At 65.2% G+C, this 25,016-nt stretch carries 25 protein-coding genes; 13 read left to right on the top strand and 12 right to left on the bottom strand.

Annotation, left to right across the window (positions count from 1 at the left end; translation table 11 throughout):
• Positions 1–203: 203 nt before the first annotated feature.
• Complete coding sequence (locus N8H22_RS12745; RefSeq protein WP_264590884.1) at positions 204–776, bottom strand: xanthine phosphoribosyltransferase; 573 nt, start codon at positions 774–776, stop codon at positions 204–206.
• Between the two features lie 267 nt (positions 777–1,043).
• On the opposite strand from N8H22_RS12745, the gene gap reads away from it, so the two are divergent.
• From gap to N8H22_RS12770, 5 genes are all read left to right on the top strand, one after another.
• Positions 1,044–2,054 carry a type I glyceraldehyde-3-phosphate dehydrogenase gene (gap, locus tag N8H22_RS12750; protein ID WP_264590885.1) on the top strand — a complete coding sequence of 337 codons (1,011 nt, stop codon included), beginning with the start codon at positions 1,044–1,046 and terminating at the stop codon, positions 2,052–2,054.
• A complete protein-coding gene (locus N8H22_RS12755) occupies positions 2,054–2,635 on the top strand; it encodes a cyclodeaminase/cyclohydrolase family protein (RefSeq protein WP_264590886.1) in 582 nt (193 codons plus the stop codon). Before gap ends, N8H22_RS12755 begins: the two co-directional genes overlap by 1 nt.
• Positions 2,636–2,797: 162 nt before the next feature.
• Positions 2,798–3,964, top strand: a complete 1,167-nt coding sequence (locus N8H22_RS12760; protein WP_264590887.1) for an iron-containing alcohol dehydrogenase — start codon at positions 2,798–2,800, stop codon at positions 3,962–3,964.
• Between the two features lie 4 nt (positions 3,965–3,968).
• A complete protein-coding gene (locus tag N8H22_RS12765; protein WP_264590888.1) occupies positions 3,969–5,471 on the top strand; it encodes a CoA-acylating methylmalonate-semialdehyde dehydrogenase in 1,503 nt (500 codons plus the stop codon).
• A 91-nt stretch (positions 5,472–5,562) separates the two neighbouring features.
• On the top strand, positions 5,563–6,351 hold the full coding sequence (locus N8H22_RS12770) for an IclR family transcriptional regulator (RefSeq protein WP_264590889.1): 789 nt from the start codon (positions 5,563–5,565) through the stop codon (positions 6,349–6,351).
• Here the strand turns inward: N8H22_RS12770 and N8H22_RS12775 are convergent, their stop codons facing one another.
• Both N8H22_RS12775 and rep read right to left on the bottom strand, forming a co-directional pair.
• Positions 6,352–6,969: a hemolysin III family protein gene (locus tag N8H22_RS12775; protein ID WP_264590890.1), complete on the bottom strand. Its 618-nt coding sequence runs from the start codon at positions 6,967–6,969 to the stop codon at positions 6,352–6,354.
• A gap of 95 nt (positions 6,970–7,064) precedes the next feature.
• Positions 7,065–9,074: a DNA helicase Rep gene (rep, locus tag N8H22_RS12780; protein ID WP_264590891.1), complete on the bottom strand. Its 2,010-nt coding sequence runs from the start codon at positions 9,072–9,074 to the stop codon at positions 7,065–7,067.
• A gap of 231 nt (positions 9,075–9,305) precedes the next feature.
• On the opposite strand from rep, the gene N8H22_RS12785 reads away from it, so the two are divergent.
• Positions 9,306–10,937, top strand: coding sequence for a bifunctional diguanylate cyclase/phosphodiesterase (locus N8H22_RS12785; protein ID WP_264591034.1), 1,632 nt, complete (start codon positions 9,306–9,308; stop codon positions 10,935–10,937).
• A 28-nt stretch (positions 10,938–10,965) separates the two neighbouring features.
• On the opposite strand, the gene betT is transcribed toward N8H22_RS12785, so the two are convergent.
• The 3 genes from betT to N8H22_RS12800 form a co-directional block, all read right to left on the bottom strand.
• Positions 10,966–12,942: a choline BCCT transporter BetT gene (gene betT, locus N8H22_RS12790; protein ID WP_264590892.1), complete on the bottom strand. Its 1,977-nt coding sequence runs from the start codon at positions 12,940–12,942 to the stop codon at positions 10,966–10,968.
• Positions 12,943–13,061: 119 nt separating this feature from the next.
• Positions 13,062–14,558: a YifB family Mg chelatase-like AAA ATPase gene (locus N8H22_RS12795; RefSeq protein WP_264590893.1), complete on the bottom strand. Its 1,497-nt coding sequence runs from the start codon at positions 14,556–14,558 to the stop codon at positions 13,062–13,064.
• Between the two features lie 33 nt (positions 14,559–14,591).
• Positions 14,592–14,855, bottom strand: coding sequence for an accessory factor UbiK family protein (locus N8H22_RS12800; protein WP_264590894.1), 264 nt, complete (start codon positions 14,853–14,855; stop codon positions 14,592–14,594).
• A gap of 394 nt (positions 14,856–15,249) precedes the next feature.
• Here N8H22_RS12800 and glnK point away from each other — a divergent pair, with 394 nt between their 5' ends.
• The 5 genes from glnK (at position 15,250) to sutA (ending at position 19,240) form a co-directional block, all read left to right on the top strand.
• Complete coding sequence (glnK, locus tag N8H22_RS12805) at positions 15,250–15,588, top strand: P-II family nitrogen regulator (RefSeq protein WP_003096476.1); 339 nt, start codon at positions 15,250–15,252, stop codon at positions 15,586–15,588.
• 38 nt (positions 15,589–15,626) lie between these two features.
• Positions 15,627–16,943 (top strand): ammonium transporter, encoded by a 1,317-nt coding sequence (locus N8H22_RS12810; RefSeq protein ID WP_264590895.1) that lies wholly within the window; start codon positions 15,627–15,629, stop codon positions 16,941–16,943.
• 108 nt (positions 16,944–17,051) lie between these two features.
• Positions 17,052–18,305, top strand: coding sequence for an ammonium transporter (locus N8H22_RS12815; RefSeq protein WP_264590896.1), 1,254 nt, complete (start codon positions 17,052–17,054; stop codon positions 18,303–18,305).
• Between the two features lie 98 nt (positions 18,306–18,403).
• A complete protein-coding gene (locus N8H22_RS12820; RefSeq protein WP_264590897.1) occupies positions 18,404–18,829 on the top strand; it encodes a secondary thiamine-phosphate synthase enzyme YjbQ in 426 nt (141 codons plus the stop codon).
• 75 nt (positions 18,830–18,904) lie between these two features.
• The gene (gene sutA / locus N8H22_RS12825) at positions 18,905–19,240 is read left to right on the top strand and encodes a transcriptional regulator SutA (protein WP_264590898.1); all 336 of its coding nucleotides are present in this window, start codon (positions 18,905–18,907) and stop codon (positions 19,238–19,240) included.
• 97 nt (positions 19,241–19,337) lie between these two features.
• On the opposite strand, the gene N8H22_RS12830 is transcribed toward sutA, so the two are convergent.
• The 6 genes from N8H22_RS12830 to N8H22_RS12855 all read right to left on the bottom strand — a co-directional run bounded on the left by N8H22_RS12830 (position 19,338) and on the right by N8H22_RS12855 (position 23,933).
• Positions 19,338–20,036, bottom strand: coding sequence for an HAD family hydrolase (locus N8H22_RS12830; RefSeq protein ID WP_264590899.1), 699 nt, complete (start codon positions 20,034–20,036; stop codon positions 19,338–19,340).
• A complete protein-coding gene (gene xerC / locus N8H22_RS12835) occupies positions 20,033–20,932 on the bottom strand; it encodes a tyrosine recombinase XerC (RefSeq protein ID WP_264590900.1) in 900 nt (299 codons plus the stop codon). Before xerC ends, N8H22_RS12830 begins: the two co-directional genes overlap by 4 nt.
• A gap of 67 nt (positions 20,933–20,999) precedes the next feature.
• Positions 21,000–21,695 carry a DUF484 family protein gene (locus N8H22_RS12840; protein ID WP_264590901.1) on the bottom strand — a complete coding sequence of 232 codons (696 nt, stop codon included), beginning with the start codon at positions 21,693–21,695 and terminating at the stop codon, positions 21,000–21,002.
• Positions 21,692–22,522 (bottom strand): diaminopimelate epimerase, encoded by an 831-nt coding sequence (gene dapF / locus N8H22_RS12845; protein ID WP_264590902.1) that lies wholly within the window; start codon positions 22,520–22,522, stop codon positions 21,692–21,694. The genes N8H22_RS12840 and dapF overlap by 4 nt, the downstream gene beginning before the upstream one ends.
• A 10-nt stretch (positions 22,523–22,532) precedes the next feature.
• The gene (gene lysA, locus N8H22_RS12850; RefSeq protein WP_264590903.1) at positions 22,533–23,780 is read right to left on the bottom strand and encodes a diaminopimelate decarboxylase; all 1,248 of its coding nucleotides are present in this window, start codon (positions 23,778–23,780) and stop codon (positions 22,533–22,535) included.
• A gap of 12 nt (positions 23,781–23,792) precedes the next feature.
• A complete protein-coding gene (locus tag N8H22_RS12855) occupies positions 23,793–23,933 on the bottom strand; it encodes a lipoprotein (RefSeq protein WP_264590904.1) in 141 nt (46 codons plus the stop codon).
• Positions 23,934–24,122: 189 nt separating this feature from the next.
• On the opposite strand from N8H22_RS12855, the gene cyaY reads away from it, so the two are divergent.
• Together cyaY and rnk are read left to right on the top strand one after the other, a co-directional pair.
• Entirely contained in the window at positions 24,123–24,455 is a 333-nt protein-coding gene (gene cyaY, locus N8H22_RS12860) for an iron donor protein CyaY (protein ID WP_264590905.1), read from the top strand.
• Between the two features lie 134 nt (positions 24,456–24,589).
• Positions 24,590–24,994 (top strand): nucleoside diphosphate kinase regulator, encoded by a 405-nt coding sequence (rnk, locus tag N8H22_RS12865; protein WP_264590906.1) that lies wholly within the window; start codon positions 24,590–24,592, stop codon positions 24,992–24,994.
• Positions 24,995–25,016 lie beyond the last annotated feature (22 nt).

Consider the following 25,016-nt stretch of genomic DNA (forward strand, 5'->3'; position numbering starts at 1 on the left):
TTGTGAGGCCGGTATACCGGGTAACGCACCCCAACAGCGACGGGCTTGCATCAAACAACCCGCAGCCGGTGCTTGTCTGCCGATAACTGCCTTTGGCCGGCGGCGACTATGTAGGCGTTCGAGCGCCGATTCGCCAGTCATCCGTGATCCGCAGGGTGGCGGGCCGGGTGTTCGATGCTCTGGGGCGCGGGCTTGAGCGCTGTTTACTCGATGAAGTGGACCTGACCGTCGCGCAGCGATTCGATGCGTGCCAGCGATTCGATACGCAGGCCGGTTTCCTCGAGCTCCCTACGCCCGCTCTGAAATGACTTTTCGATGACGATGCCGAGCCCGGCAATGCTGGCGCCGGCCTGCTGGATGATCGAGATCAGACCCTTGGCGGCTTTGCCGTTGGCCAGAAAGTCATCGATGATCAGCACCCGGTCATTGGCCGATAAATGGTTGGCCGCAATCGCGATGGTGCTCTCCACCTGCTTGGTGAAGGAGTACACCGAGGCGGTCAGCAGGTTGTCGGTCATGGTCAGCGACTGGTGCTTGCGGGCGAAGATTACTGGTACGCCCAGTTCGAGACCGGCCATCACCGCCGGCGCGATGCCCGAAGCCTCGATGGTGACGATCTTGGTAACGCCGGCATCGCGAAAGCGGCGGGCGAACTCCTGGCCGATCAACTGCATCAGCTTGGGGTCGATCTGATGGTTGAGGAAGGCATCGACCTTGAGCACGCGGTCGGACAGTACGACGCCTTCACTGCGAATTTTCTGTTTCAGTTGTTCCACGAACGTGCCACCTCGAGCGAACCCCGCGGAAGCCAGGCCGAGCAGCGGCGGGCATCCGGTACTTAGGAGAGGCAACGCCGGCAATGGCGCCGCCTGGAAAGCCGCGCATTCTCGCTTAATTTGGCCACTCAGTCCAAAACGTGCCGTTTGGCTGACTCGTTCGCTCGACGGGCGGCGCCAGCGCTGAGTTCATGCGCCAAAATGACTGAACACTCGACGCGTTACTCCGCCTAAGCTAGGGGCACATTCATCAAGCGGGGGATCACCATGTTGCGTATTGCCATCAATGGGTATGGACGTATCGGCCGCGCCGTCGTACGCGCGCTGTTCGAGCGTGGATTGCAAGATCGGGTGCAGGTGGTCGCGATCAATGATCTCAGCGACCACAAGACGCTGGTGCATCTGACCCGTTTCGATTCGACCTTCGGTCGTTTTCCCGAGCCGGTAGAACTGCAGGGCGAGTCGATGCTGGTGCGCGGCCAGGCGATCCGCCTGCTGGCCGAACGCGATGCGACCCAGCTGCCGTGGAAGGAGCTGAATGTCGATGTGGTGCTCGAGTGCACCGGCAAGTTCAAGAAGCGCGCGATGATCGAGCAGCACCTGCAGGCCGGGGCCGGCCGCGTGTTCGCCTCGCACCCGCTGGATGGCGGCGACCTGACCGTGGTCTACGGCGTGAATCACCAGCTGCTGGGCGATCAGCGCGTCGTCTCCAACGCCTCCTGCACCACCAATTGCCTGGCGCCGCTGGCCAAGGTGTTGCACGAGGCGGTCGGCATTCGTCAGGGCCTGCTCAACACCGTGCATTCCTACACCAACGACCAGAACCTGCTGGACAAGGCGCACAGCGACCTCTACCGCGCCCGTGCCGCCGCGTTGTCGATGATTCCGTCCACCACCGGTGCCGCCAAGGCCATCGGCCTGGTGCTGCCGGAGCTGGCCGGGCGTCTGGACGGCCTCTCGGTGCGGGTGCCGACGCCGAACGTCTCGCTGGTCGACCTGACCTTCATCGCCGAGAACGCGCCGGACAGCGTCGAGGCGATCAACGACATCCTGCGTGCCGGGGCGCAGAAGCTGCCAACCGGCGTCATGGAGTGCAACGAGGAAGCGCTGGTCTCCTGCGACTTCAACGGCTATCCCGCCTCCTGCGTCGCCGACCTCAGCCAGACCCGCGTGCAGGGTGAGCTGGTCAAGGTGATGGCCTGGTACGACAACGAGTGGGGCTTCTCCAACCGCATGCTCGATGTGCTGCTGCACTGGGACGGAGCCAAGTCGGCCTGATGGGCGAAGCCGACCGGCCGGGCGCGGGGCAGGGGCTCTGGCAATTGAGCCTCGCGCAGTTTCGCCACGCCGTGGCCGAGCGTGCGTTGCCCGGCTGCGGTGCGGTAACTGCGGTCAGCGCCGACCTCGCCGTAGCGCTGATCGTCAAGGCGCTGCGGGTCAGCGCGGCGCAAGGCGATGCTTCCTGCGAGGCGCTGCTGGCCGAAGCCCGCTCACTGCTTGGTCGTCCCGGTGCCTTCGCCGATGACGATGTGGCGGTGTTTTTCGAATACCTGCATGGCAATGAGGGCGAGACGCCTGCCTTGTCGCGACAGGCTTGCGCAGTGCCGCTGGCGACGGCACATGCCTGCGTCGAGGCGCTGGGCATTGCCGAGCGCGCCTTGCCGATGGTCGAGCCCTCGCTGCGCTGTGATGTCGAGGCGGCGGTGTTGTTGCTGAGCGCCTGCGTCGATGCCGTGCTGCTCAATGTCGAGGCTGATATGGGCGAGCTGGATGCCCAGGCGCGGGCCGATGCGCAGTTCGCGTGTGAACGCCTTCGCCAACAATCGACTCAGCTTCGCGATCGTCTGAGCGCCCGCTGATCCTGTATTTCCAATAAGCACACCTCTAATTCTGAGACGAAAGGTCTCGTTTCAGGTTGACGGCGGCTGCCTGCTCTACCTACTCTCCAAATCATAGTGAGACATAAAGTCTCAAAATAAGAAGCTGCCAGCTCATCAGGTGGCCCACCTCGGAGAATGCTCATGAGCCATCGCATCGTCCTGCCGCGCCTGATGGAAGTCGGCGCCGGCGCCAGCAGGCAACTCGCCCGCGTGCTGCAGGAACTGGGCTGCAGTCGCCCGCTGATCGTCACCGACCGCATGATGGTCGAGCTCGGCTATGTCGCGCGCATCGCCGGCCAGCTGGAAGAAGCCGGCATCGCCAGCCAGTGCTTCGCCGATACCCTGCCGGAACCGACCGCTGCTTCGATTCGAGCGGGTGTGGAAATGGTCCGCCAGGGCGATTTCGATTCCATCGTCGCCCTCGGTGGCGGCAGCCCGATCGATTCGGCCAAGGCCATCGGCATCCTCGGCAAATTCGGCGGCGAGATGCGCGACTACCGCTTCCCGCGCGATGTCAGCGAAGCCGGCCTGCCGCTGATCGCCATCCCCACCACCGCCGGCACCGGCTCGGAGGCGACGCGTTTCACCATCATCACCGACGAGACCAGCGACGAGAAAATGCTCTGCGCGGGCCTTGGCTTCATGCCCATCGCCGCGCTGATCGACTACGAGCTGACCCTCTCGCTGCCGCCGCGGGTCACCGCCGACACCGGCATCGACGCGCTGACCCACGCCATCGAGGCTTATGTCAGCCGCAAGGCCAGCCTCTACAGCGATGCCCAGGCTTTGCAGGCCATGCGGCTGCTGGCGCCGAACCTGCGCGCAGCCTTCCACCAGCCGGGCAACCGCGCCGCGCGTGAAGCGATGATGCTCGGCGCGACCCTGGCCGGAATCGCCTTCTCCAATGCCTCGGTGGCGCTGGTGCACGGCATGAGCCGGCCGATCGGTGCCTTCTTCCATGTGCCGCACGGGCTGTCCAACGCCATGCTGCTGCCGGCGATCACCGCCTTCTCGATTCCCGCGGCGCCCGAGCGCTACGCCGACTGTGCGCGGGCGATGGGCGTCGCCGCGCAGACCGACAGCGTCGAGGTGGCGAACGCCAAGCTGCTCGCCGAGCTGCGGGCGATCAATCAGGAACTCAAGGTGCCGAGCCCCGAGCAGTTCGGCATCGCCCGCGAACGCTTCTTCGAGCTGCGCGCGACCATGGCCAAGCAGGCGCTGGCCTCCGGCTCGCCGGGCAACAATCCGCGCGTGCCCACGGAAGCGGAAATCATCGACCTCTACGAAACCGTCTGGAACCAGGAGTGAAGCCATGCAGACCCTCGGCAACCTGATCAACAACGAGGCCGTCGCCGGCCGCTCCGAGCGCCACGCCACCGTCTACAACCCGGCCACCGGCGAGCCGCGCCTGTATGTCTCGCTGTCCTCGGCGGATGAAACCCGCGAAGCGATTGCCGCTGCCCAGGCCGCCTTCGACGACTGGTCGAAGACGCCGCCGCTGGTGCGCGCGCGGGTCATGTTCCGCTTCAAGGAATTGCTCGAACGGCGTCGCGACGACGTCGCTCGGCTGATCACCAGCGAGCACGGCAAGGTGTTTTCCGACGCCCAGGGTGAAGTCACCCGCGGGCTGGAAGTGGTCGAGTTCGCCTGCGGCATCCCGCACCTGCTCAAGGGCGAGTTTTCTTCCAATGTCGGTCGCGACATCGATTCCAACTCGCTGATGCAGCCGCTCGGCGTCTGCGTCGGCATCACCCCGTTCAACTTCCCGGCCATGGTGCCGCTATGGATGCTCCCGGTGGCCATCGCCTGCGGTAACACCTTCGTCTTGAAGCCCTCGGAAAAGGACCCCAGCGCGACGATGCTGATTGGTGAGCTGCTGGCCGAGGCGGGGCTGCCGGCCGGTGTGCTGAACATCGTCAACGGCGACAAGGAAGCGGTGGACGTGCTGCTCACCGATGAGCGCGTGCAGTCGGTCAGCTTCGTCGGCTCGACGCCGATCGCCGAATACATCTATGCCGCCGCCTCGGCCCACGGCAAGCGCTGCCAGGCCCTCGGCGGGGCGAAAAACCACATGGTGGTGATGCCCGATGCCGATCCGCAGCAGGTGGTCAGCTCGCTGATGGGCGCGGCCTACGGCTCGGCCGGCGAGCGCTGCATGGCGATCTCGGTGGCGGTGTGCGTCGGCGACGAAGTGGCGGACAAGCTGGTCGGCATGCTCAAGGACGAGATCGGCCAGATGCGCACCGGCCCGGGTCTGGGCGTCGAGCCCGAGCCGCACATGGGCCCGCTGGTGACCCGGGAGCACCAGCAGAAGGTCAGCGGCTACATCGATCTGGGCGTGGAGGAGGGGGCGACGCTGGTCTGCGACGGCCGCGGCATCGAGGTCGAGGGCCATGAGAACGGCTTCTATGTCGGCCCGACGCTGTTCGACCGGGTCACGCCGAGCATGCGCATCTACCGCGAAGAAATCTTCGGCCCGGTGCTGGCCGTGGTACGGGTGAAGCGCTTCGATGAGGCGCTGCAGCTGATCAACGACCACGAGTACGGCAACGGCACCTCGATCTTCACCCGTGACGGCGACACCGCGCGGCAGTTCGAGGAGAACGTCAGGGTCGGCATGGTTGGCGTCAACGTGCCGATTCCGGTGCCGATGGCCTTCCACTGCTTCGGCGGCTGGAAGCGCTCGGTGTTCGGCCCGCTGAACATGCACGGCCCGGATGGGGTGCGTTTCTTCACCCGGATGAAGACCGTGACCCGGCGCTGGCCCACCGGTATTCGTGCCGGCGCCGAGTTTGCCATGCCGACCATGAAGTGACCCACGCGGCACCGTTGCACTGGCGGTGCCGGTCGCTACACTCCCGGGCGCCCTGCGGGGCGTCCATCTTCATCGAACGACAAGGCAGACGATGCGCAGCACTCCCCGCGAGAAAGGCTCTTCCATCACCCGCGTGCTGGAAATCATCGAGGCGGTGGCGGCGGCGAAGGAGCCGCTCAGCCCGACCGCGCTGGCCGAGCGCCTGGACATCCCCAAGGCCAGCGCGCACCGGCTGGTGCAGACGCTGGAAAAGGAAGGCTTCCTGCAGTTCGGCCTGCGCGGCGGGTTGTTGCCGGGCGAGCGCCTGCACGTCGCGGCGCTGAATATCCTGCGCAGCAGTCGGCACAAGGCGTTGCGCCAGGCGATCCTGCGCCAGCTCTCCGAAGCGATCGGCGAGACCTGCGGGCTGGCGATCCCGGACGGGCTGGACATGCTCTATTTCGACCGGGTGCAGACCAACTGGCCGCTGCAGATCAACCTGCCGATCGGCAGCCGCACGCCGCTCTGGTGCACCGCCAGCGGCAAGCTCTATCTCGCCTCGCTGCCGCCGGAGCAACTGGAGCGCGTGCTGCCGCGCCTGCCGCTGCAACGGATGGCGCGCAACACCCTCACCGATCTCAGCGCCCTGCGCGACGATCTGGCCCGGGTGCGGGAAGAGCAGCTGGGTACCGACTCCGAGGAATTCATCGACGGCATGGTCGCCTGTGCGGTGCCGGTGCGCGCTGCCGGCGGCGAGCTGCTGGCCTGCCTGTTCAGCCATGCACCGGTGATCCGCTGTTCGATGGCGCAACTGCTGGAATTCGTGCCGCGCCTGCGTGCCGCGGCACGCGAGCTGGAAGCGGTGCTCGGCAGCGCCGCGGCGCTGGATGAGCAGCACTGATCAGATCACGTAGAACAGAATCGCGATGAAGTGCAGCAGGCTGCCGACCATCACGAAGATGTGCCAGATGCCGTGCCAGTGGCGGAAACGCTCGTCGAAGACGAAGAAGACGATGCCCACCGTGTAGCAGATGCCGCCGGCCAGCAACCAGGCGAAGCCGGCGCCGCCGAGTGCCGCCAGCAGTGGCTTGACCGCCACCAGCACGATCCAGCCCATCACCGCATAGATCACCAGTGACAGCACCCGCGCCTCCGAGCGCGGCTTGATCTCCTGCAGCATGCCGATCACCGCCAGGCTCCAGACGATGCCGAACAACGTCCAGCCCCAGGGGCCGGCCAGGGTGATCAGGCAGAACGGCGTGTAGCTGCCGGCGATCAAGAGGTAGATCGACAGGTGATCGAGCTTGCGCATGACCACCTTCGCCCGCCCGCGCAGGCTGTGGTAGAGCGTCGAGATGCTGTAGAGCAGGATCAGGCTGAGGCCGTAGATCGCCGCGCTGACGATCTTCGTCAGCTCGCCGTCGAGCGCCGCCAGCACCAGCAGCCAGATGGCGCCCAGGCTGGCCAGAACGGCGCCGACCAGGTGCGTCCAGGCATTGAAGCGTTCGCCGTGGTACATCGAATCCCTCCAGAAACCGCGATCGGCCAAGCATGCAGCGGTTAGGTTACGGGATACAAACCGGCGCTGAATGCTCGTCGAACGAAGGCGTGGTGTCAGCGTTTGAGCATCGCCCGCATCGCCGCGAGTGCGTCGTTGCCGCGTGCGGCCTTCACTTCCACCGGCGCGTCTTCCTGGCCTTCCCATTCCAGGTCTTCTGACGGCAGTTCGTCGAGGAAGCGGCTCGGCATGCACTCGATGATTTCGCCATACTGCTTGCGCTTGGCGGCGAAGGTCATGGCCAGGTTCTGCCGCGCACGGGTGATGCCGACGTAGGCCAGGCGGCGTTCTTCCTCGATGGTGTCGGCCTCGATGCTGGAGCGGTGCGGAAGGATTTCCTCTTCCATGCCGAGAATGAACACGTAGGGGAACTCCAGTCCCTTGGAGGCGTGCAGGGTCATCATCTGCACGCCCTCGGCGCCTTCTTCCTCTTCCTGCTGACGTTCGAGCATGTCGCGCAGCACCAGCTTGGCGATGGCCTCCTCAATGGTCATCGCGCCTTCTTCATCCTTCTCCAGGGTGTTCTTCAACGCATCGATGAGGAACCAGACGTTGCCCATGCGGAAGTCCGCAGCCTTGTCGCTGGAGGTCTGGCTGCGCACCCAGGTCTCGTAGTCGATGTCCATCACCATGCTGCGCAGCGCGGCGATCGGATCGTTCTGCGCGCACTGCTGGCGCAGGTTGTCCATGTAGCGTTTGAAGCGCGTCAGGCGATCGGTGAAGCGGCTGTCGAGGTGCTCGCCCAGGCCGATCTCGTCGCAGGCCTGGTACATGGAAATCTTGCGCGCGGTGGCGTAGTTGCCGAGCTTTTCCAGGGTGGTCGAACCGATCTCGCGGCGCGGCACGTTGATCACGCGCAGGAAGGCGTTGTCGTCGTCCGGATTGACCAGCAGGCGGAAGTAGCTCATCAGGTCCTTCACTTCCTGACGGGCGAAGAAGCTGGTGCCGCCAGACAGCCGATAGGGAATCTGATGGTGCTGCAGCTTCAGCTCGATCAGCTTGGCCTGGTAGTTGCCGCGGTAGAGGATGGCGAAATCGCTGTAGGGCCGCTGGGTCTTCAGATGCAGGGTGAGGATTTCCACCGCCACCCGCTCGGCTTCGGCTTCCTCGTTACGGCAGCGGATCACGCGGATCGGATCGCCGTGGCCCATTTCCGACCACAGCTGCTTCTCGAAGGCGTGGGGGTTGTTGGAAATCAGTACGTTGGCGCACTTGAGGATGCGGCTGGTGGAACGGTAGTTCTGCTCCAGCATCACCACCTTCAGCGAGGGAAAGTCCTCTTTCAGCTGCATCAGGTTTTCCGGGCGCGCGCCGCGCCAGGCGTAGATCGACTGGTCGTCGTCGCCCACCACGGTGAAGTGCGCGCGCTCCTGCACCAGCAGTTTCACTAACAGATACTGGCTGGCGTTGGTGTCCTGGTATTCGTCCACCAGCATGTAGCGCACCTTGTTGCGCCACTTCTCCAGCACCTCGGGATGGTCCTGGAACAGTTTGACCGGCTGCATGATGAGGTCGTCGAAATCCACCGCGTTGTACGCCTTGAGCGTGCGCTGGTAGTGGGTGTAGACGATGGCGGCGGTCTGTTCCTTGGGATTGCGCGCGCTGGCCAGCGCCTCCTCGGGCAGGATCAGGTCGTTCTTCCAGTTGCCGATGTAGTTCTTGATCTCGTCGACCCCGTCATCACCGGCATATTCCTTCTGCATGATGTCGGTCAGCAGCGCCTTGATATCACCCTCATCGAAGATCGAGAAACCGGGCTTGTAGCCGAGCTTGGCGTATTCCTTGCGTATGATGTTCAGGCCCAGGTTGTGGAACGTCGACACGGTCAGGCCCTTGCCCTCGCCGCCGCGCAGCAGGCTGCTGACGCGCTCCTTCATCTCGCGGGCGGCCTTGTTGGTGAAGGTCACGGCGACGATGTACTGGGCGCGGATGCCACATTGCTGGATGAGGTAGGCGATCTTGCGGGTGATCACGCTGGTCTTGCCGGAACCGGCGCCAGCGAGCACCAGCATGGGGCCGCCGACGTAGTTCACGGCTTCCTGCTGCCGAGGGTTGAGTCGGGACATGTCGTTCAGGTCGTTCGAAGCGGGGGCGAGAGTTTAACAGGCCGGCGGGCGGAAACTCCGCCGCATGGGGCGAAACCGCGCCCAATCGTCGCTTCCGGGCCTTGGTTAATACGAATATTCCATTAGTCTTGTCGGCACCCGTCCTGCAGTAGATTGCTGAAAACGTCAGGTGTGGGTTGGTCCGCACTTTTCTGGAGCCTGGGAGGCTGCTTGTCCGCGCCCGTTCCACCGATGTCGCTGGTATTGCTGGCCGAGCGGCCCGAATGGGCCGAGCGGTTGCGCGCCTGTCTGCGCGCCATGCCGGGCGCGCAGACCTTGCTGGTCGTGCCGGACTGGGCAGCGGCGCAGGCGCAGCTGCAAGCGAGTGCCCGGGGCCTGCTGCTGACCACGCCGGTATGCCGCCCGGCAGCGCAGGCGTGTCAGTGGCCGGTGATCCTGCTGCTAGATCATGAGCCGTCTGCACCGCCGGAAGGGGTGGTCGACTGGCTGGTGCGCGACCAGCTCAGTGCGGAGATCCTGCGCCGCTGTCTGCGCTACGCCCGCGAGCGCTGCAGCCTGCAGGGCTCGCTGCAGCGGCTGGCCGAATACGACCCGCTCACCGGCATCGTCAATCGGCAGGGCTTCCAGGCCATGCTGGTGGCCGCCTTGGCCGAGCATCAGGGGCGTGGCCTGGAGCTCGGCTATCTGGACCTCGACAACTTCCGTCACGTCAACGATTCGCTCGGCCACCAGGCGGGTGACCGACTGATGCTGCAGGTGGTCGCCCGGCTGCAGGCGCAGCTGGAAGAGGGCGATGCGCTGGCGCGGCTGGGTGGGGACGAATTCGCGCTGTTGCTGGATGTCCGCGACCGGCCGCAACGCGCTGCCGAGGTGGCCGACCGTATCGTCGAGGCGCTTGCCGAACCGTATTGGGTCGACGGTGAAAGCCTGATGCTGGGCTGCAGCCTGGGGCTCGCCCCCGCGCACCAGGGGATCGGTGCCGATCCGCTGATGTGGCATGCGCAGAGTGCCATGCGTCAGGCCAAGGCGAGCCAGGGTTGCACCTGGCGTTTCTATGACGAGCAGGCCAGTCGCGGTGCACGCAGCCTGACCGAGCTGGAGAGCGAGCTGCGCCAGGCGCTGCGGCGTGGCGAACTGGAACTGCACTATCAGCCGCGCCTGTGCCTGGCCAGCGGGCGGATCGTCGGTCTCGAGGCTCTGGTGCGCTGGGTTCACCCGGAACGCGGGCTGCTGGCGCCAGACGCCTTCATTCCGCTGGCCGAGGAAAGCGGGCTGATCGTGCCGCTGGGTTACTGGGTCATTGCGCGCGCCCTGCACGATCTGCAGACGCTGCGGGCACAGGGCGTGGGTACGCTGCACATGGCGGTCAATCTGTCGTTCCGGCAGTTCCAGGACAGTCAGCTGCTGGCCACTCTCGGACGCCTGATCGAGGAATGCGGTATCGACCCGCACTGGCTGGAGTTCGAACTCACCGAGACTGCCGTGATGCGCCGCAGCGAGCAGGTGCGGCGCACCATGGAGACCCTCGGCAAGCTGGGCGTGCGCTTTTCGCTGGACGATTTCGGTACCGGTTTTTCTTCCTTCGTGCACCTCTCCAGTCTGCCGATCACCTTGCTGAAGATCGACAAGAGCTTCGTCGCCAGCATGGATCACAACCGCCAGCTGGTGCAGGCGATGGTCAGCCTCGCACACAACCTGCAGCTGGAGATCGTCGCCGAGGGCGTGGAAACCGCCGAGCAGCTCGAACTACTCAAGCGCTTCGGCGCGCATCAGGTGCAGGGCTATCTGGTCAGCAAACCGCTGCCGCTCGCTGAACTGACTGCGTTCATGAGTTCAGAGTGCCAGGCCGGGCTGGCGCTCTGAACGGATTCGCGGCAAGCCAGGGACGGGTTCAGCGGACCATGTGCAGGAAGTGCATGTGCTTCTCGTACTGGTCGAGGATGTCGCCGATGACATCGTCGCGGCTCCAGCCCATCACGTCGTAATCCTGCCCACCCTCCTTGAGATGCACCTCGGCGCGGAAGTATTTGCGCTCCTCGCGCTCATCATCCTCGCTGCTGGCGGCGACGAAGCTCGGCATCACGTAGGCCCTCGGGCGCACCTCGTAGATGAAGTCCGGTTCGCCCTCGTGGCGGATCTCGATGCGCACGCGCCGGTCCTCGCCTTCGCTGATCTCGGCGGTGTAGCCCTGCTTGCGCATTTCCTCGGCGATCGCCTCGCAAGCGGGACGGACCACTTCGGCGATGAAGCGCACCACATGCGCGCGGCGAGGAAACAGCATGAGGTTGCGTAGCCGCCGCTGCCAGCCGCCGGCGCTGCGCGGCGCGCTGGGCGAGGTGTTCAGCGCCTGGTAGCGCAGTCCCTGTTTGGTCGCGTCCAGGCGCAGGGCCTTGAGCAAACCCCACATCGAACAGAGCAGAGCGATGGTGAAGGGCAGCGCGCTGGCGATCGTGGCGGTCTGCAGCGCAGTCAGGCCATCGGCCAGCAGCAGGGCGATGGCCACACCACCCATGGTCGAGGCCCAGAAGATCCGCTGCCACACCGGCGTGCCTGGCTGGCCGCCCGAAGCGAGCATGTCCACCACCAGCGCACCGGAGTCGGCCGAGGTGACGAAGAACACCACCACCATGATGATGGCGATCAGCGAAATGAAGCCCGAAAAGGGGAAGTGCTCGAGGAAGGCAAACAGCGCGAGCGAACTGTCGCGCTCGATGGCCTCGCCGAGACTGCTCACATTTTCCCAGAGGATCATGTGGATCGCGGTGTCGCCGAACACGGTCATCCACAGCAGGGTGAAGGCGGTCGGCACCAAGAGCACGCCGGCGACGAACTCGCGGATCGTCCTGCCCCGTGAGATGCGCGCGATGAACAGTCCGACGAAGGGCGACCAGGCCAGCCACCAACCCCAGTAGAACAGCGTCCAGCCGCCGATCCAGTCGTTCGGCTCGTAGGCGTAGAGGTTGAAGGTCTTGTTGACGATGTCCGACAGGTAGCTGCCGGTGTTCTGCACGAAGGTCTGCAGGATGAACACGGTGGGACCGAGGATCAGCACCACCAGCATCAGCAGCGCCGCCAGTGACAGGTTCAACTCGGACAGCCGGCGCACGCCCTTGTCCAGTCCGGTGACCACGGAGATGGTGGCCAGCAGCGTGGTGGCAATGATCAGGCCGATCTGCACCGGCACGGATATCGGCAGCCCATACAGATGGTTCAGTCCGGTGTTGATCTGGGTAACGCCTAGGCCGAGCGAGGTGGCGACGCCCAGCACCGTGCCGATGATGGCGAAGATGTCCACGGCGTGGCCGATCGGCCCGTAGATGCGTTCGCCAATCAGCGGATACAGCGCCGAACGCAGGGTCAGCGGCAGGCCATGGCGGTAGGCGAAGTAGGCCAGGATCATCGCCACGATGGCGTAGATCGACCAGGCATGCAGGCCCCAGTGGAAGAAGGTGATCTTCATTGCATCGCGGGCGGCGAGGATCGTGCCGCCTTCACCGGTTGGCGGCGAGAGGAAGTGCATCACCGGTTCGGCGACGCCGAAGAACATCAGGCCGATGCCCATGCCGGCGGAAAACAGCATGGCAAACCAGGTCAGCGCGCTGTAGTCCGGCTCGCTGTGATCGGGGCCGAGCTTGATGTCGCCATAGCGACTGAAGGCCAGCAGTACCACCATCAGCAGGATGAGGGCGACGGCGAGAATGTACAGCCAGCTGACGTTGCCGATGATCCAGCTCTGCGCATCGCTGAACAGCGCTTGTGCCTGGCTCTGGAAGCCGACGCTGTAGAGCACCAGCGCCAGGATGATGAGTGCCGAGCCGTAGAAGACCGGGGCGTTGAGGTAGGAAGACGAGGGCTGTTTTGCCTCCATGCTGCGCTCCTTCGGTTGTGTCTGGGGAGTGGCCGCCTGTGGCGAAAGCCAGCCAACTTAACACAGACCGCGATAATGAGCGGTTGTCGGCACCCGCCTGGCACGCTCGCAGGCTCGCTTCAGCTCTGGCTGCCGGGGCGATACTGCAGCGCTTCGGCGAGGTGCTGGCGACTGATGGACTCGGCCTGTTCCAGATCGGCCAGCGTGCGTGCCACCTTGAGCAGACGGTGAGCGGCGCGCAGCGACAGGCCGAGGCGTTCGCAGGCACGTTCCAGCCACTGCTGGTCGTCATCGCCGAGCCGGCAGTGGTTGCGCAGTCCGGCGAGGTCGAGAAAGCCGTTGGCGCAGCCCTGGCGAGCCAGCTGGGCCTGCCGTGCCTGGGCGACCCGCGTGGCGACGCTGGCACTGCTCTCGCCGGCCACGGGAGCAGCGTGCAGCGAGGTCGCCTCGCGGGCGACGGTCAGGTGCAGGTCGATGCGATCGAGCAGCGGGCCGGAAAGCTTGCCGCGATAGCGTTGAATCTGGTCTGGCGAGCAGCGGCAGCGGCCACTCGGGTCGCCGAGGTAGCCGCACGGGCAGGGGTTCATTGCCGCTACCAGCTGGAAACGCGCGGGAAATCGCACCTTGTCGCGGGCCCGGGCGATGACGATGTGCCCCGACTCCAGAGGTTCACGCAAGACCTCGAGCACCTTGCGGTCGAACTCGGGCAGCTCATCGAGAAACAGCACGCCGTGGTGCGCCAGGGTGATCTCGCCGGGCTGCGGTCGGCTGCCGCCACCCACCAGTGCCGGGCCGGATGCACTGTGATGGGGCTGACGGAACGGTCGTTGCGGCCAGTGGGCCAGCGGGCCATGGCTGGCCACCGACTGGATCGCCGCAACTTCCAATGCTTCCTGTTCATCCAGCGGCGGCAGCAAACCCGGCAGGCGGCTGGCCAGCAAGGTCTTGCCGGTGCCGGGTGGACCGGAGAACAGCAGGTTGTGCGCCCCGGCGGCGGCGATCAGCAGCCCGCGTTTGGCGGCCTGCTGGCCTTGCACGTCGGCCAGGTCCGGGTAGGGCTGAACCTGCCGCAGCAGGCCCTGGGCCACGTAGGGTTCGAGTGGTGTGACGCCGTTGAAGTGCGCGGCGACCTCAAGCAGGTGCTCGGCGGCATAGACGGTCAGTCCGGACGCGAGGCTGGCTTCCTCGGCGTTGGCTCGCGGTACGAGCAGGGCACGGCCGGCGGCGCGGGCGGCGAGTGCCGCCGGCAGCACGCCCTGAACTGGACGCAGTGCACCAGAAAGGGCCAGCTCGCCCAGGCATTCGAGGCGCTCGAGCGGCTCGGCTGGCAATTGGCCGCTGGCGGCGAGAATGCCCAGTGCGATGGCCAGGTCGAAACGCCCGCCATCCTTGGGCAGGTCGGCCGGTGCGAGATTCAGGGTGATGCGCCGTGCGGGGAAATCGAAACCGGAGGTGAGGATCGCGCTGCGCACGCGGTCCTTGCTCTCCTTGACCGCGGTTTCCGGCAGGCCGACCAGCGCCAGTGCCGGCAATCCGTTGGCCAGATGGGCTTCGACCGTCACCGGTGGCGCTTCGACGCCTACCTGTGCGCGGCTGTTTACGATGGCGAGGGACATTCGATCACTCCTTGATCGGTGCCGCCGCCCGGTCTATTCGGCCGTGGGCGGGGCGAGCTTCTCTTCCAGTTCGGCGACTTTCGCTTCCAGCGCCTCCAGGCGGGCACGGGTGCGCGCCAGGACAACCATCTGGCTGTCGAATTCGTCGCGGCTGACCACATCGAGCTTGTTCAGTGCGCCTTGCACCACGGCCTTGAGCTGGGCTTCGAACTCGGGGCGCGGCAGCGGCGTCTCGCCATTGAACAGGCGCGAGGCTTGGGAGCCGAGGGCATCGAGGAACGCTTTGGGTGGCAACATGACAAGTACCTGCATTTGAACGGCCGGCAGTGTAGCACGCGAATTTCCGAGGGCTGCTTGCCTGCAGGTGCACAAAATTTGCGCAGTCGGACGTGCATGAGTGCGCTGTTTTGGTGCGTCATGTTGTCCCTGTCTACCCGTCATGCCTGGCAGTGGCGGCCAAGCCCCGCAATCGCGGGCGTTGCGTAAAACTGGCACCGATTCTGCTTTGACCCTGATGACGCACGCACCAGAGCGTTGCGACGCTCGATGATTCGAGTCGTTTTGCTGGAAGGGATGAGGTGTCGGACCTGCGCTTGGCCATCAGTCCAAGCGTTACAAGAGCCGGACACCAGCTTAGACTTGAGCCGGGTTCGTACTTCTGGGGCAAGTCCACCTAAACGGGAGAAGTTTCATGAAACTAGTCACTGCCATCATCAAGCCGTTCAAGCTGGACGACGTGCGCGAGTCGCTGTCTGAAATCGGCGTCCAGGGAATTACCGTCACCGAGGTCAAGGGCTTCGGGCGGCAGAAAGGCCATACCGAGCTGTATCGCGGGGCCGAATATGTGGTCGATTTCCTGCCGAAGGTGAAGATCGACGTGGCCATCGCCGATGACCAGCTCGATCGGGTCATCGAAGCCATCACCAAGGCGGCCAACACCGGCAAGATCGGTGACGGCAAGATCTTCGTGGTCAACCTGGAACAGGCCATTCGTATCCGTACCGGCGAAACCGATACCGACGCGATCTAAGCGACACCTCCGAACCCCCACGCCCCAGGAGTAAAACCATGACTCTGCGTAAATTCGCAGGGCTAGGAGCCCTTTTGTCTCTGTTAAGCCCCGGCCTGGCCATGGCGCAGGAGGCGACGCTGGATTCAGGCGATACGGCATGGATGCTCACAGCCACCGCGCTGGTGCTGTTCATGACGATCCCTGGCCTGGCGTTGTTCTACGGCGGCATGGTCCGTTCGAAGAACATCCTCTCGGTGATGATGCAGTGCTTTGCCATCACCGGCCTGATGAGCATTCTCTGGATGGTCTACGGCTATAGCCTGGCGTTCGACACGTCCGGCATGGAAGCAGGCGTCACCAACTTCAACTCCTTCGTCGGCGGCCTGGATCGCGCGTTCCTCAGCGGTCTGACGATCGACAGTCTGGTCGGCGCCTTCCCCGAAAGCGTCTTCATCACCTTCCAGATGACCTTCGCCATCATCACTCCGGCGCTGATCGTCGGCGCCTTCGCCGAGCGCATGAAGTTCTCCGCGATGCTGCTGTTCATGGGCGTCTGGTTCACCCTGGTCTATGCGCCGATCGCGCACATGGTCTGGGGTGGCGACGGCGGTCTGATGTGGGACTGGGGCGTGCTGGACTTCGCCGGCGGCACCGTGGTTCACATCAACGCCGGTATCGCTGGCCTGGTGGCCTGCCTGGTGCTGGGCAAGCGCAAGGGCTTCCCGACCACACCGATGGCACCGCACAACCTGGGCCTGACCCTGGTGGGCGCCGCGATGCTGTGGATCGGCTGGTTCGGCTTCAACGCCGGCTCGGCGGTGGCGGCCAACGGTACCGCGGGAATGGCCATGCTGGTGACCCAGATTGCCACCGCAGCCGCGGCGCTGGGCTGGATGTTCGCCGAGTGGATCACCCACGGCAAACCGAGCGCGCTGGGTATTGCGTCCGGGGTCGTCGCCGGCCTGGTGGCCATCACTCCGGCCGCCGGTACCGCCGGCCCGATGGGCGCGCTGGTCATCGGCCTGGCCTCGGGCGTGATCTGCTTCTTCTGCGCCACCAGCCTCAAGCGCAAGCTCGGCTACGACGATTCGCTGGACGCCTTCGGCGTGCACGGCGTGGGGGGCATCGTCGGCGCCCTGCTCACCGGTGTGTTCGCCGCGCCGGCGCTGGGCGGCTTCGGCGAAGTGGAGAACATCGCCTTGCAGCTGTGGATTCAGTTCAAGGGCGTGCTGTTCACCGTCGTCTACACCGCCGTCGTCACCTACCTGATCCTCAAGGTGATCGATCTGGTGATGGGCCTGCGGGTGAACGAGGAGCAGGAAACCGTCGGCCTCGACCTCAGCCTGCACAACGAGCGTGGCTACAACCTGTAAGGCATTCACGGAGTTCATTCCGGAGCCAACCCGGAATGACGGCAGGCCCCGGGCCCGCTCGCGGGCCTGCACGAATAGCGCGCAAAGCGCGACAGCAAGAGGTGACACATGGATAGCACAGCATTGATACCCGTCCAGTACGGACTCGATACCTTCTACTTCGTGATCTGCGGGGCTTTGGTGATGTGGATGGCGGCCGGTTTTGCCATGCTCGAATCCGGCCTGGTACGCGCGAAGAACACCGCCGAAATCCTCACCAAGAACATCGTGCTCTACGCGGTGGCATCGGTGATGTACCTGCTGGTCGGCTACTACATCATGTATTCCAGTCCTGAGGGCGGCATCCTGCCGAGCCTAGGCCTGCTGATCGGCGACGAGCACGCGGTGGATGTGGTCGCTGCCGGCGGTGACGACGCGCCCTACTACTCGGCACGTGCCGACTTCTTCTTCCAGGTGGTGTTCGCCGCGACCTGCATGTCGGTGGTTTCCGGCGCGGTGGCCGAGCGCATGAAACTGTGGGCCTTCATCGCCTTCGCGGTGGTGATGACCGCTTTCATCTACCCGATCCAGGGCTTCTGGAAGTGGGGCGGCGGTTTCCTCGATGCAGCCGGTTTCATGGACTTCGCCGGCTCCGGCGTGGTGCACATGGCCGGTGCCACTGCCGCGCTGGCGGGCGTACTGCTGCTCGGTCCGCGCAAGGGCAAGTACGGGCCCAACGGTCAGATCAACGCGATCCCCGGCGCCAACCTGCCACTGGCGACCCTCGGTGCCTTCATCCTGTGGATGGGCTGGTTCGGCTTCAATGGCGGTTCGCAGCTGAAGATGAGCACCATCGAGGATGCCAACGCGGTCGCCCAGGTGTTCACCAACACCAACATGGCCGCTGCCGGCGGCCTGCTCGCCGCGTTGATCACGGCACGGCTGCTGTTCGGCAAGTCCGACCTGACCATGGTGCTCAACGGTGCGCTGGCCGGCCTGGTGGCGATCACTGCCGAGCCGCTCACCCCGAGTGCCCTGCAAGCCACACTGATCGGCGCGGTGGGCGGCGTACTGGTGGTGTTCAGCATCCTCACGCTGGACAAGCTGAAGCTGGACGATCCGGTCGGCGCCATCTCGGTTCACGGTGTGGCCGGCATCTGGGGCGTGCTGGCGGTCCCGCTGACCAATAGCGATGCGACCTTCGGTGCCCAGCTGCTGGGTGTGGCGTCGATCTTTGCCTGGGTGTTCATCGCCAGTCTGATCGTCTGGGGCATCATCAAACTGGTGATGGGGCTGCGGGTGAGCGAGGAAGAGGAGTACGAAGGCGTCGACGTGGTCGAATGTGGCCTCGAGGCCTACCCGGAGTTCACGCGTCAGAAGTGATCCTGATGCAGTTAGCAAGGGCGCCTTTTGGCGCCCTTTGTTTTTTTCGCCGCCGCGCTAGAATGCGCCCGACCAGCCGTTGGGCGTGAGCTTAGAACATGTGGCAACAGACCTTGATCACCCTGCGGCCACGACCGCGCGGTTTTCATCTGATCACCGACGAACTGTTGGCGGAGCTGCCGGAACTGCGGCGCTGCGAGGTCGGTCTGTTACACCTGTGGTTGCGGCACACCTCGGCCTCACTGACCATCAACGAAAACGCCGATGTTGCCGTGCGACGTGACTTCGAGCGTTTCTTCAATCGCCTGGTGCCGCAAGGCGAGGGCGGTTACGAGCATGACTACGAAGGGCCGGATGATCTGCCGGCGCACTTCAAGGCCAGCCTGCTGGGCTGCCAGCTGAGTGTCCCGGTCAGCGCTGGCCGTCTTGGGCTGGGGACCTGGCAGGGCATCTATCTCGGCGAACACCGCGATCAGGGCGGCTCCCGGCAAGTGCTGGCGACCCTGCACGGGATGGCAAGTTGAATTTTTTTTGGCGATGGCAATCATTGCGCATCGCTGGGCTATAACTTACCGCTTTGGCAAGCCATGAGGTTGAACATGAGCGACGAAGAACTCGAACAAGACGATCTGGATGTGACCGACGAGGAGGACGGCGAGGAAGAGCTGAACGCTGCCGACGACGGCGATGAGGCCCTGGACGACGAGGGCACCGACAGCGAACGCGCCACGCCGACGCCGAAGAAGGCCAAGGCCAAAGCCGCCGAGCCCGACGAGCTGCCCAGCCTGGAGGCCAAGCAGAAGGAGCGTGATGCCCTGGCGCGCGCCATGGAGGAATTCCTTGCGCGTGGCGGCAAGGTGCAGGAGGTCGAACCGAACGTGGTGGCCGACCCGCCAAAGAAGCCCGACAGCAAGTATGGCAGCCGGCCTATCTGAGTCCGCCCGCCACCTGAAGAGCCCGCCATCGCGCGGGCTTTTTCGTCTTGGCCTGTATGCGCTGGTGCGCTGCCGGATGGTTTCCGTCGCGGTGCGCTCAGGGCTGCCAGCGCTTGAGCAGCCTGGGTAGTTCCGTCAGGCTGTGGATCTCGGCATCGGGCTGATGCGCGTGCTGCCAGGGCTGCTGCTGCGGGTTGTACCAGATCGCGCGCAACCCGGCCTGCTGCGCGCCGAAGATGTCGTCCTCGTGATGGTCGCCGATGTGCACCGCGTGCTCGGCGGCCACTCCGGCCAGCCGCAGGGCCTCGCGGAACGGCTGTGGATCGGGCTTGCCGACGCCCAGCTCTTCGGCGCACAGGGCGAACTGGAAATAGTCGGCCAGCCCCAGCCGGCGCACATCGGCATTGCCATTGGTGAGCACACCCAGGGTGTAGTGGTTGGCCAGCCACTCCAGCGTGGGCAACACTTCGGGGGCCAACTCGATCGCATGGCGCGCATCGAGGAACACTCGGAACCCTTCTTCGGCCAGCTGTTGCGCCTGTGCCTGCGGATAACCCGCATCGGCCAGCGCATGGAACAGGATGCGTCGGCGCAGTTCGCTGATGCGATGCTTGAGGCCCGGCTCCTGCTCGATCAGCATGCGTCGGATCGCTCCCAGCGCTTCGACAGGGAAGTCGCCGAGCAACGGCGCGTGCATGGCCAGCCAGTCGCGCAGGACCCGCTCGGCGCCCTGAATGATCGGCTTGGCCTGCCAGAGCGTGTCGTCGAGGTCGAAGGTGATCAGGCGAATAGTCACGATTCACTGTCCTGCTTGCGTTTGGCACGCGGGTGCGCCTGGTCATAGACCTTGGCCAGGTGTTGGAAATCCAGATGGGTATAGATCTGCGTGGTGCCGATATCGGCGTGGCCGAGCAGCTCCTGGACCGAACGCAAGTCCTGAGACGACTCCAGCAGATGGCTGGCGAAGCTGTGGCGCAGCATGTGCGGGTGCAGGTGCTGACCCAGCTCGCGCACACCGGCCTCGCGGACGCGCTTCTGCACGGCCCGCTGGCCGAGGCGCCGGCCCTGCTGGCCGATGAACAGTGCGCCGTCCTGCGGTCCGGCCAGGGCGCGTAGCGGCAGCCAGGCCTGCAGCGCTTCGCGCGCTTTGCGGCCGACCGGCAGCTCGCGAGCCTTGTTGCCCTTGCCGGTCACCCGTACCAGCCCGGCGGGCAGATCGAGTTGATCGAGGTCCAGGCCGACCAGCTCGGACAGGCGCAGGCCGGAGGAATAGAACAGCTCCAGCATGGCCTGATCGCGGCGGGCGATGAAATCGTCCTCCACGCCACCATCCAGCAGCTGCATGGCACGGTCGGTATCCAGCAGGCGCGGCAGGCGGCGTTCACCTTTCGGCGCGGACAGCCCGGCAGCCGGATCGTGCTGACAGAGCCCTTCCTGGTTGAGGTAGCGATACAGGCCGCGTACCGAAGACAGCAGGCGCGCCAGGCTGCGGCTGGACTGACCCTTGCGGTGCAGTTCGGCGATCAACTGACGCAGATGGGCGCTGCTCAGCTCGCGCCAAGTCTCCAGCCGTTGCCTTTCGCCATGGGCGATGACCTTGTGCAGATCGCGCCGATAGCCGTCCACCGAGTGCGGCGACAGCTGCCGGGTGCTGCGCAGGTGTTCGAGATAGGTGTCGAGTTCGGCTTGCATTGCGGCTTCCTTCGAGGGCAGTAGGCGGCCCGCACCCGGGTCGCCGCTGCCGCGACGGAGGCGGGGTTCAGCGAACCGAGCGCAGCGGCGCGGCGAAACGCGGCAGCACCCGCGTGAGCACCTCGGCGATATAGCCGAGGAACAGCGTGCCCAGCGAGCTCTTGTAGTGTTGCGGGTCGGGGCTGCCGATCGCCAGGGTACCCAGCTGTTGTTCGAGCACGACCACCGCGGCGGAGCCGACGCCGGCGCTGTCTTCCTCGCCGAACAGGAAGGCCAGCTCATGCGGGCGCAGTGCACCGCAGATGGTCTTGCCACCGGCGAGCAGCCCGCCGATGCCCTGCTGGGCCTCGGCCGGACTGACACAGCGGCCCACTGGCAGCACGGCGTCGCTGAACAGGATCAGGCTGACGTAGGGCACCTGGAACTCATGGCGCAGGCTGTCCTCGACCGCGCTGACCACTTCCTCCAGGCTGCCGGCGTCGAGCAGGTCGAGCACCAGACGGCGGGTCTTGTCGAACAGCCGATCGTTGTCGCGCGCTACGTCCATCAGTTGCGACAGCCGGTGGCGCATCTCGATGTTGCGCTCACGCAACAGTTTGACCTGGCGCTCGACCAGCGACACGGCGGCGCCTGGCTGATGCGGCAGACGCAACTCGCTGAGCAGCTCGTCGTGATCGACGAAAAATTCCGGATGGGCGCGCAGATAGGCGGCGACGGCTTCGGCGTCGGGCAGCGGCGGTGTGGCCGGGGTCTGCTCGGTCATAGGCGAACCTGTCCTTCAAAAACACGTACGGCGGGGCCGGTCATCATAACCGGCTGACCCGGGCCTGCCCATTCAATGGACAGACGGCCGCCGGGGAGGTCGATCTGCACCGGCGAGTCCATCCAGCCCTGGCGGATGGCCGCAACCGCGGCGGCGCAGGCGCCGGTACCGCAGGCCTGGGTTTCCCCGGCACCGCGCTCCCAGACGCGCAGTCGCGCATGCTGGCGGTCGACCACCTGGAGGAAACCGACGTTGACCCGTTGCGGGAAGCGTGGATGGTGTTCGATCTTCGGGCCCAGCTCGTGCACCGGGGCGCTGGCGGTGTTGTCGACCCGCAGCACCGCATGCGGATTGCCCATGGACACCGCGGCGAGCGTCACCTGCTGTCCGTCGACCTGCAGCGGATAGTTCAGCGCCTCGGCGTCGGCCTGGAAGGGAATCTCCGCCGGCAACAGGCGTGGCGGGCCCATGTTGACGCGGACCTGGCCATCGGAGCGGATGTTCAGTTCGATGATGCCGCCCTTGGTCTCGACACGGATCGTGCGCTTGACGGTCAGGCGCTTGTCCAGCACGAAGCGGGCGAAGCAACGCGCACCGTTGCCGCATTGCTCCACTTCCGAGCCATCGGAGTTGAAGATGCGATAGCGGAAGTCCACGTCCGGGTTCTGCGGCGGCTCGACGATCAGCAGCTGATCGAAGCCCACGCCGGTGTGGCGGTCGCCCCACTGCTTGGCGTGCTTGGGCTGGATGTGCGCGTGCTGGCTGACCAGGTCGATGACCATGAAGTCATTGCCCAGCCCGTGCATCTTGGTAAAACGCAAAAGCATCGGGTCGGCCTCAGCGGGGCAGCAGGCTTTCGCCGGCGTAGAGTTCCTGCACGCTCTCGCGGCGGCGCACTTCGAAAGCCTCGTCGCCATCCACCAGCACCTCGGCGGCGCGGCCGCGGGTGTTGTAGTTGGAGCTCATGACGAAGCCATAGGCACCGGCCGAGCAGACAGCCAGCAGGTCGCCCTCGACCAGATTCAGACTGCGGTCCTTGGCGAGGAAATCTCCTGTCTCGCAGATCGGTCCGACGATGTCGTAGCGACGGCCTTCGCCTTCGCGCGGCTGCACCGCAACGACGTTCATCCAGGCCTGGTACAGCGCCGGGCGGATCAGGTCGTTCATCGCCGCGTCGACGATGGCGAAGTCCTTGTGCACGGTGTGCTTGAGATATTCCACGCGGGTCAGCAGGACGCCGGCGTTGGCGACGATCGAGCGGCCCGGCTCGAACACCAGCGCCAGGCCGCGGCCTTCGATGCGCTGGCGCACGGCCTGGATGTAATCACCCGCCAGCGGTGGCTCCTCGTCGCGGTAGCGCACGCCGAGGCCGCCGCCCAGGTCCAGGTGGCGGATGTGGATGCCGCGCGCGGCCAGGCGGTCGATGAGCCCCAGCAGGCGATCCAGCGCGTCGAGGAACGGCGGCAGGCTGGTCAGCTGCGAGCCGATATGACAATCGACACCGACTACTTCCAGATTCGGCAGCTCGGCGGCGCGGGCATAGACCGCCTCGGCATCGGCAATGGCGATGCCGAACTTGTTCTCTTTCAGCCCGGTGGAAATGTACGGGTGGGTGCCGGCGTCGACGTCCGGATTGACCCGCAGCGACACTGGCGCCTTCAAACCGAGTTCGGCAGCGACCTGCTGCAAGCGCTCCAGCTCGTCGGTGGACTCGACGTTGAAGCAGTGCACGCCGACTGCCAGCGCGCGGCGCATGTCGTCGCGGGTCTTGCCGACACCGGAGAAGACGATACGGTCCGGCTGTCCGCCGGCGGCCAGCACGCGCTCAAGTTCACCGCGCGAAACGATGTCGAAGCCCGCGCCCAGGCGCGCCAGTACGTTCAGTACACCCAGGTTCGAATTGGCTTTGACGGCGAAGCAGACCAGATGCGGCATGCCATCCAGCGCATCGGCGTAGGCCCGGTACTGCGCTTCGATGTGCGCGCGGGAATACACGTAGGTGGGCGTGCCGAAGCGTTGTGCGAGAGCGGGCAGCGCCACGCCCTCCGCGAAGAGTTGACCGTCGCGGTACGAGAAGGCCTCCATGAACAGCCTCCTTTAGAGTTCGAAACGGTCTTTGGAACGTTCTTTGACGGCAGCCTCGTCGTCCGGCAGATACAGCGGACCTTTCTGGCCGCAACCGCTGAGCGCGGAAGCGAGGACGGCGAGCGCGACGAGGGGAAGCAACAGACGCTTCATGGGGGTGCAATCCTTGAAAAATCGAATGGCCGGAGTATACCCAGCACCTGCCGGATTGCCTACGCGAGCTGCGCGTGGCGTGGAGGTGCCGTGAGGCCGCCGGCTCGCCTGGGCCGGTGGCGGCCTGTTAAGCTCGCGGCCACCGACGCGACCGCGAGTCGCGCTTCCCAACTGCCGAGGAACCGTTGCATGAGCCTGAGCGAAGCCCGCTACCACGATCTCGTCGATGCCGCGCAGGAAAGCGTCGAAGACGTGTTCGACGACAGCGCCCTAGATGTCGATCTGGAAAACTCCGCAGGTGTGCTCACCGTGCGCTTTACCAATGGCAGCCAACTGATCCTCAGCCGCCAGCCGGCCTTGCGCCAGTTGTGGGTCGCGGCGCGTTCTGGCGGCTTCCATTTCGATTACGATGACGAAGCCGAGCTGTGGATCTGCGACAGCAGCGAAGAGCGCCTGGGCGAGTTGCTGGCCCGCGTCACCCAGGAGCAGGGTGGCGAGGCACTGGTCTTCGAGGACCTCTGAGCGCTGGCGGCAATGTCGCCGCTCTTGCTTATTTAATCGGCTGTGATAGGGTCGGCTGCAGGTCACAGAACCCCGCCTTCGGGCGGGGTTTTGCTTTTTTTGCCTTTTAATTTCACAGGAGCGAGCCAGTCCTCATGACCAGTGCACCATCGATCATCCTTACCCAACTCGATCTGCAGCGGCTCGAACGGCTGCTCGACAGCCTGGACGACTACGGCCCGGCTGCCGAGGCGCTGGAGCAGGAATTGTCGCGGGCGCAGGTCGTCGAGCGCAGCGCGATGCCGGCTGGCGTTGTGACCATGAATTCGCGCGTGCACTGCCGTGAGGAAAGCAGCGGCAAGGACTATCACCTGACCCTGGTGTATCCGCACGACGCCGGCAAGGAAGGCACCGTGTCGGTGCTGGCGCCCGTGGGCACTGCGCTGCTGGGGATGACCGTCGGTCAGCACATCGATTGGCCAACGCCGTCAGGCAAGGTGCTCAAGCTCACTCTGCTGGAAGTCGAGTATCAGCCGGAGGCAGCGGGCGATCCGTTCTGATCCACTGGATCGCCAGTCCGAC

Source organism: Stutzerimonas sp. S1 (assembly GCF_025966695.1).
Lineage (GTDB): Bacteria > Pseudomonadota > Gammaproteobacteria > Pseudomonadales > Pseudomonadaceae > Stutzerimonas.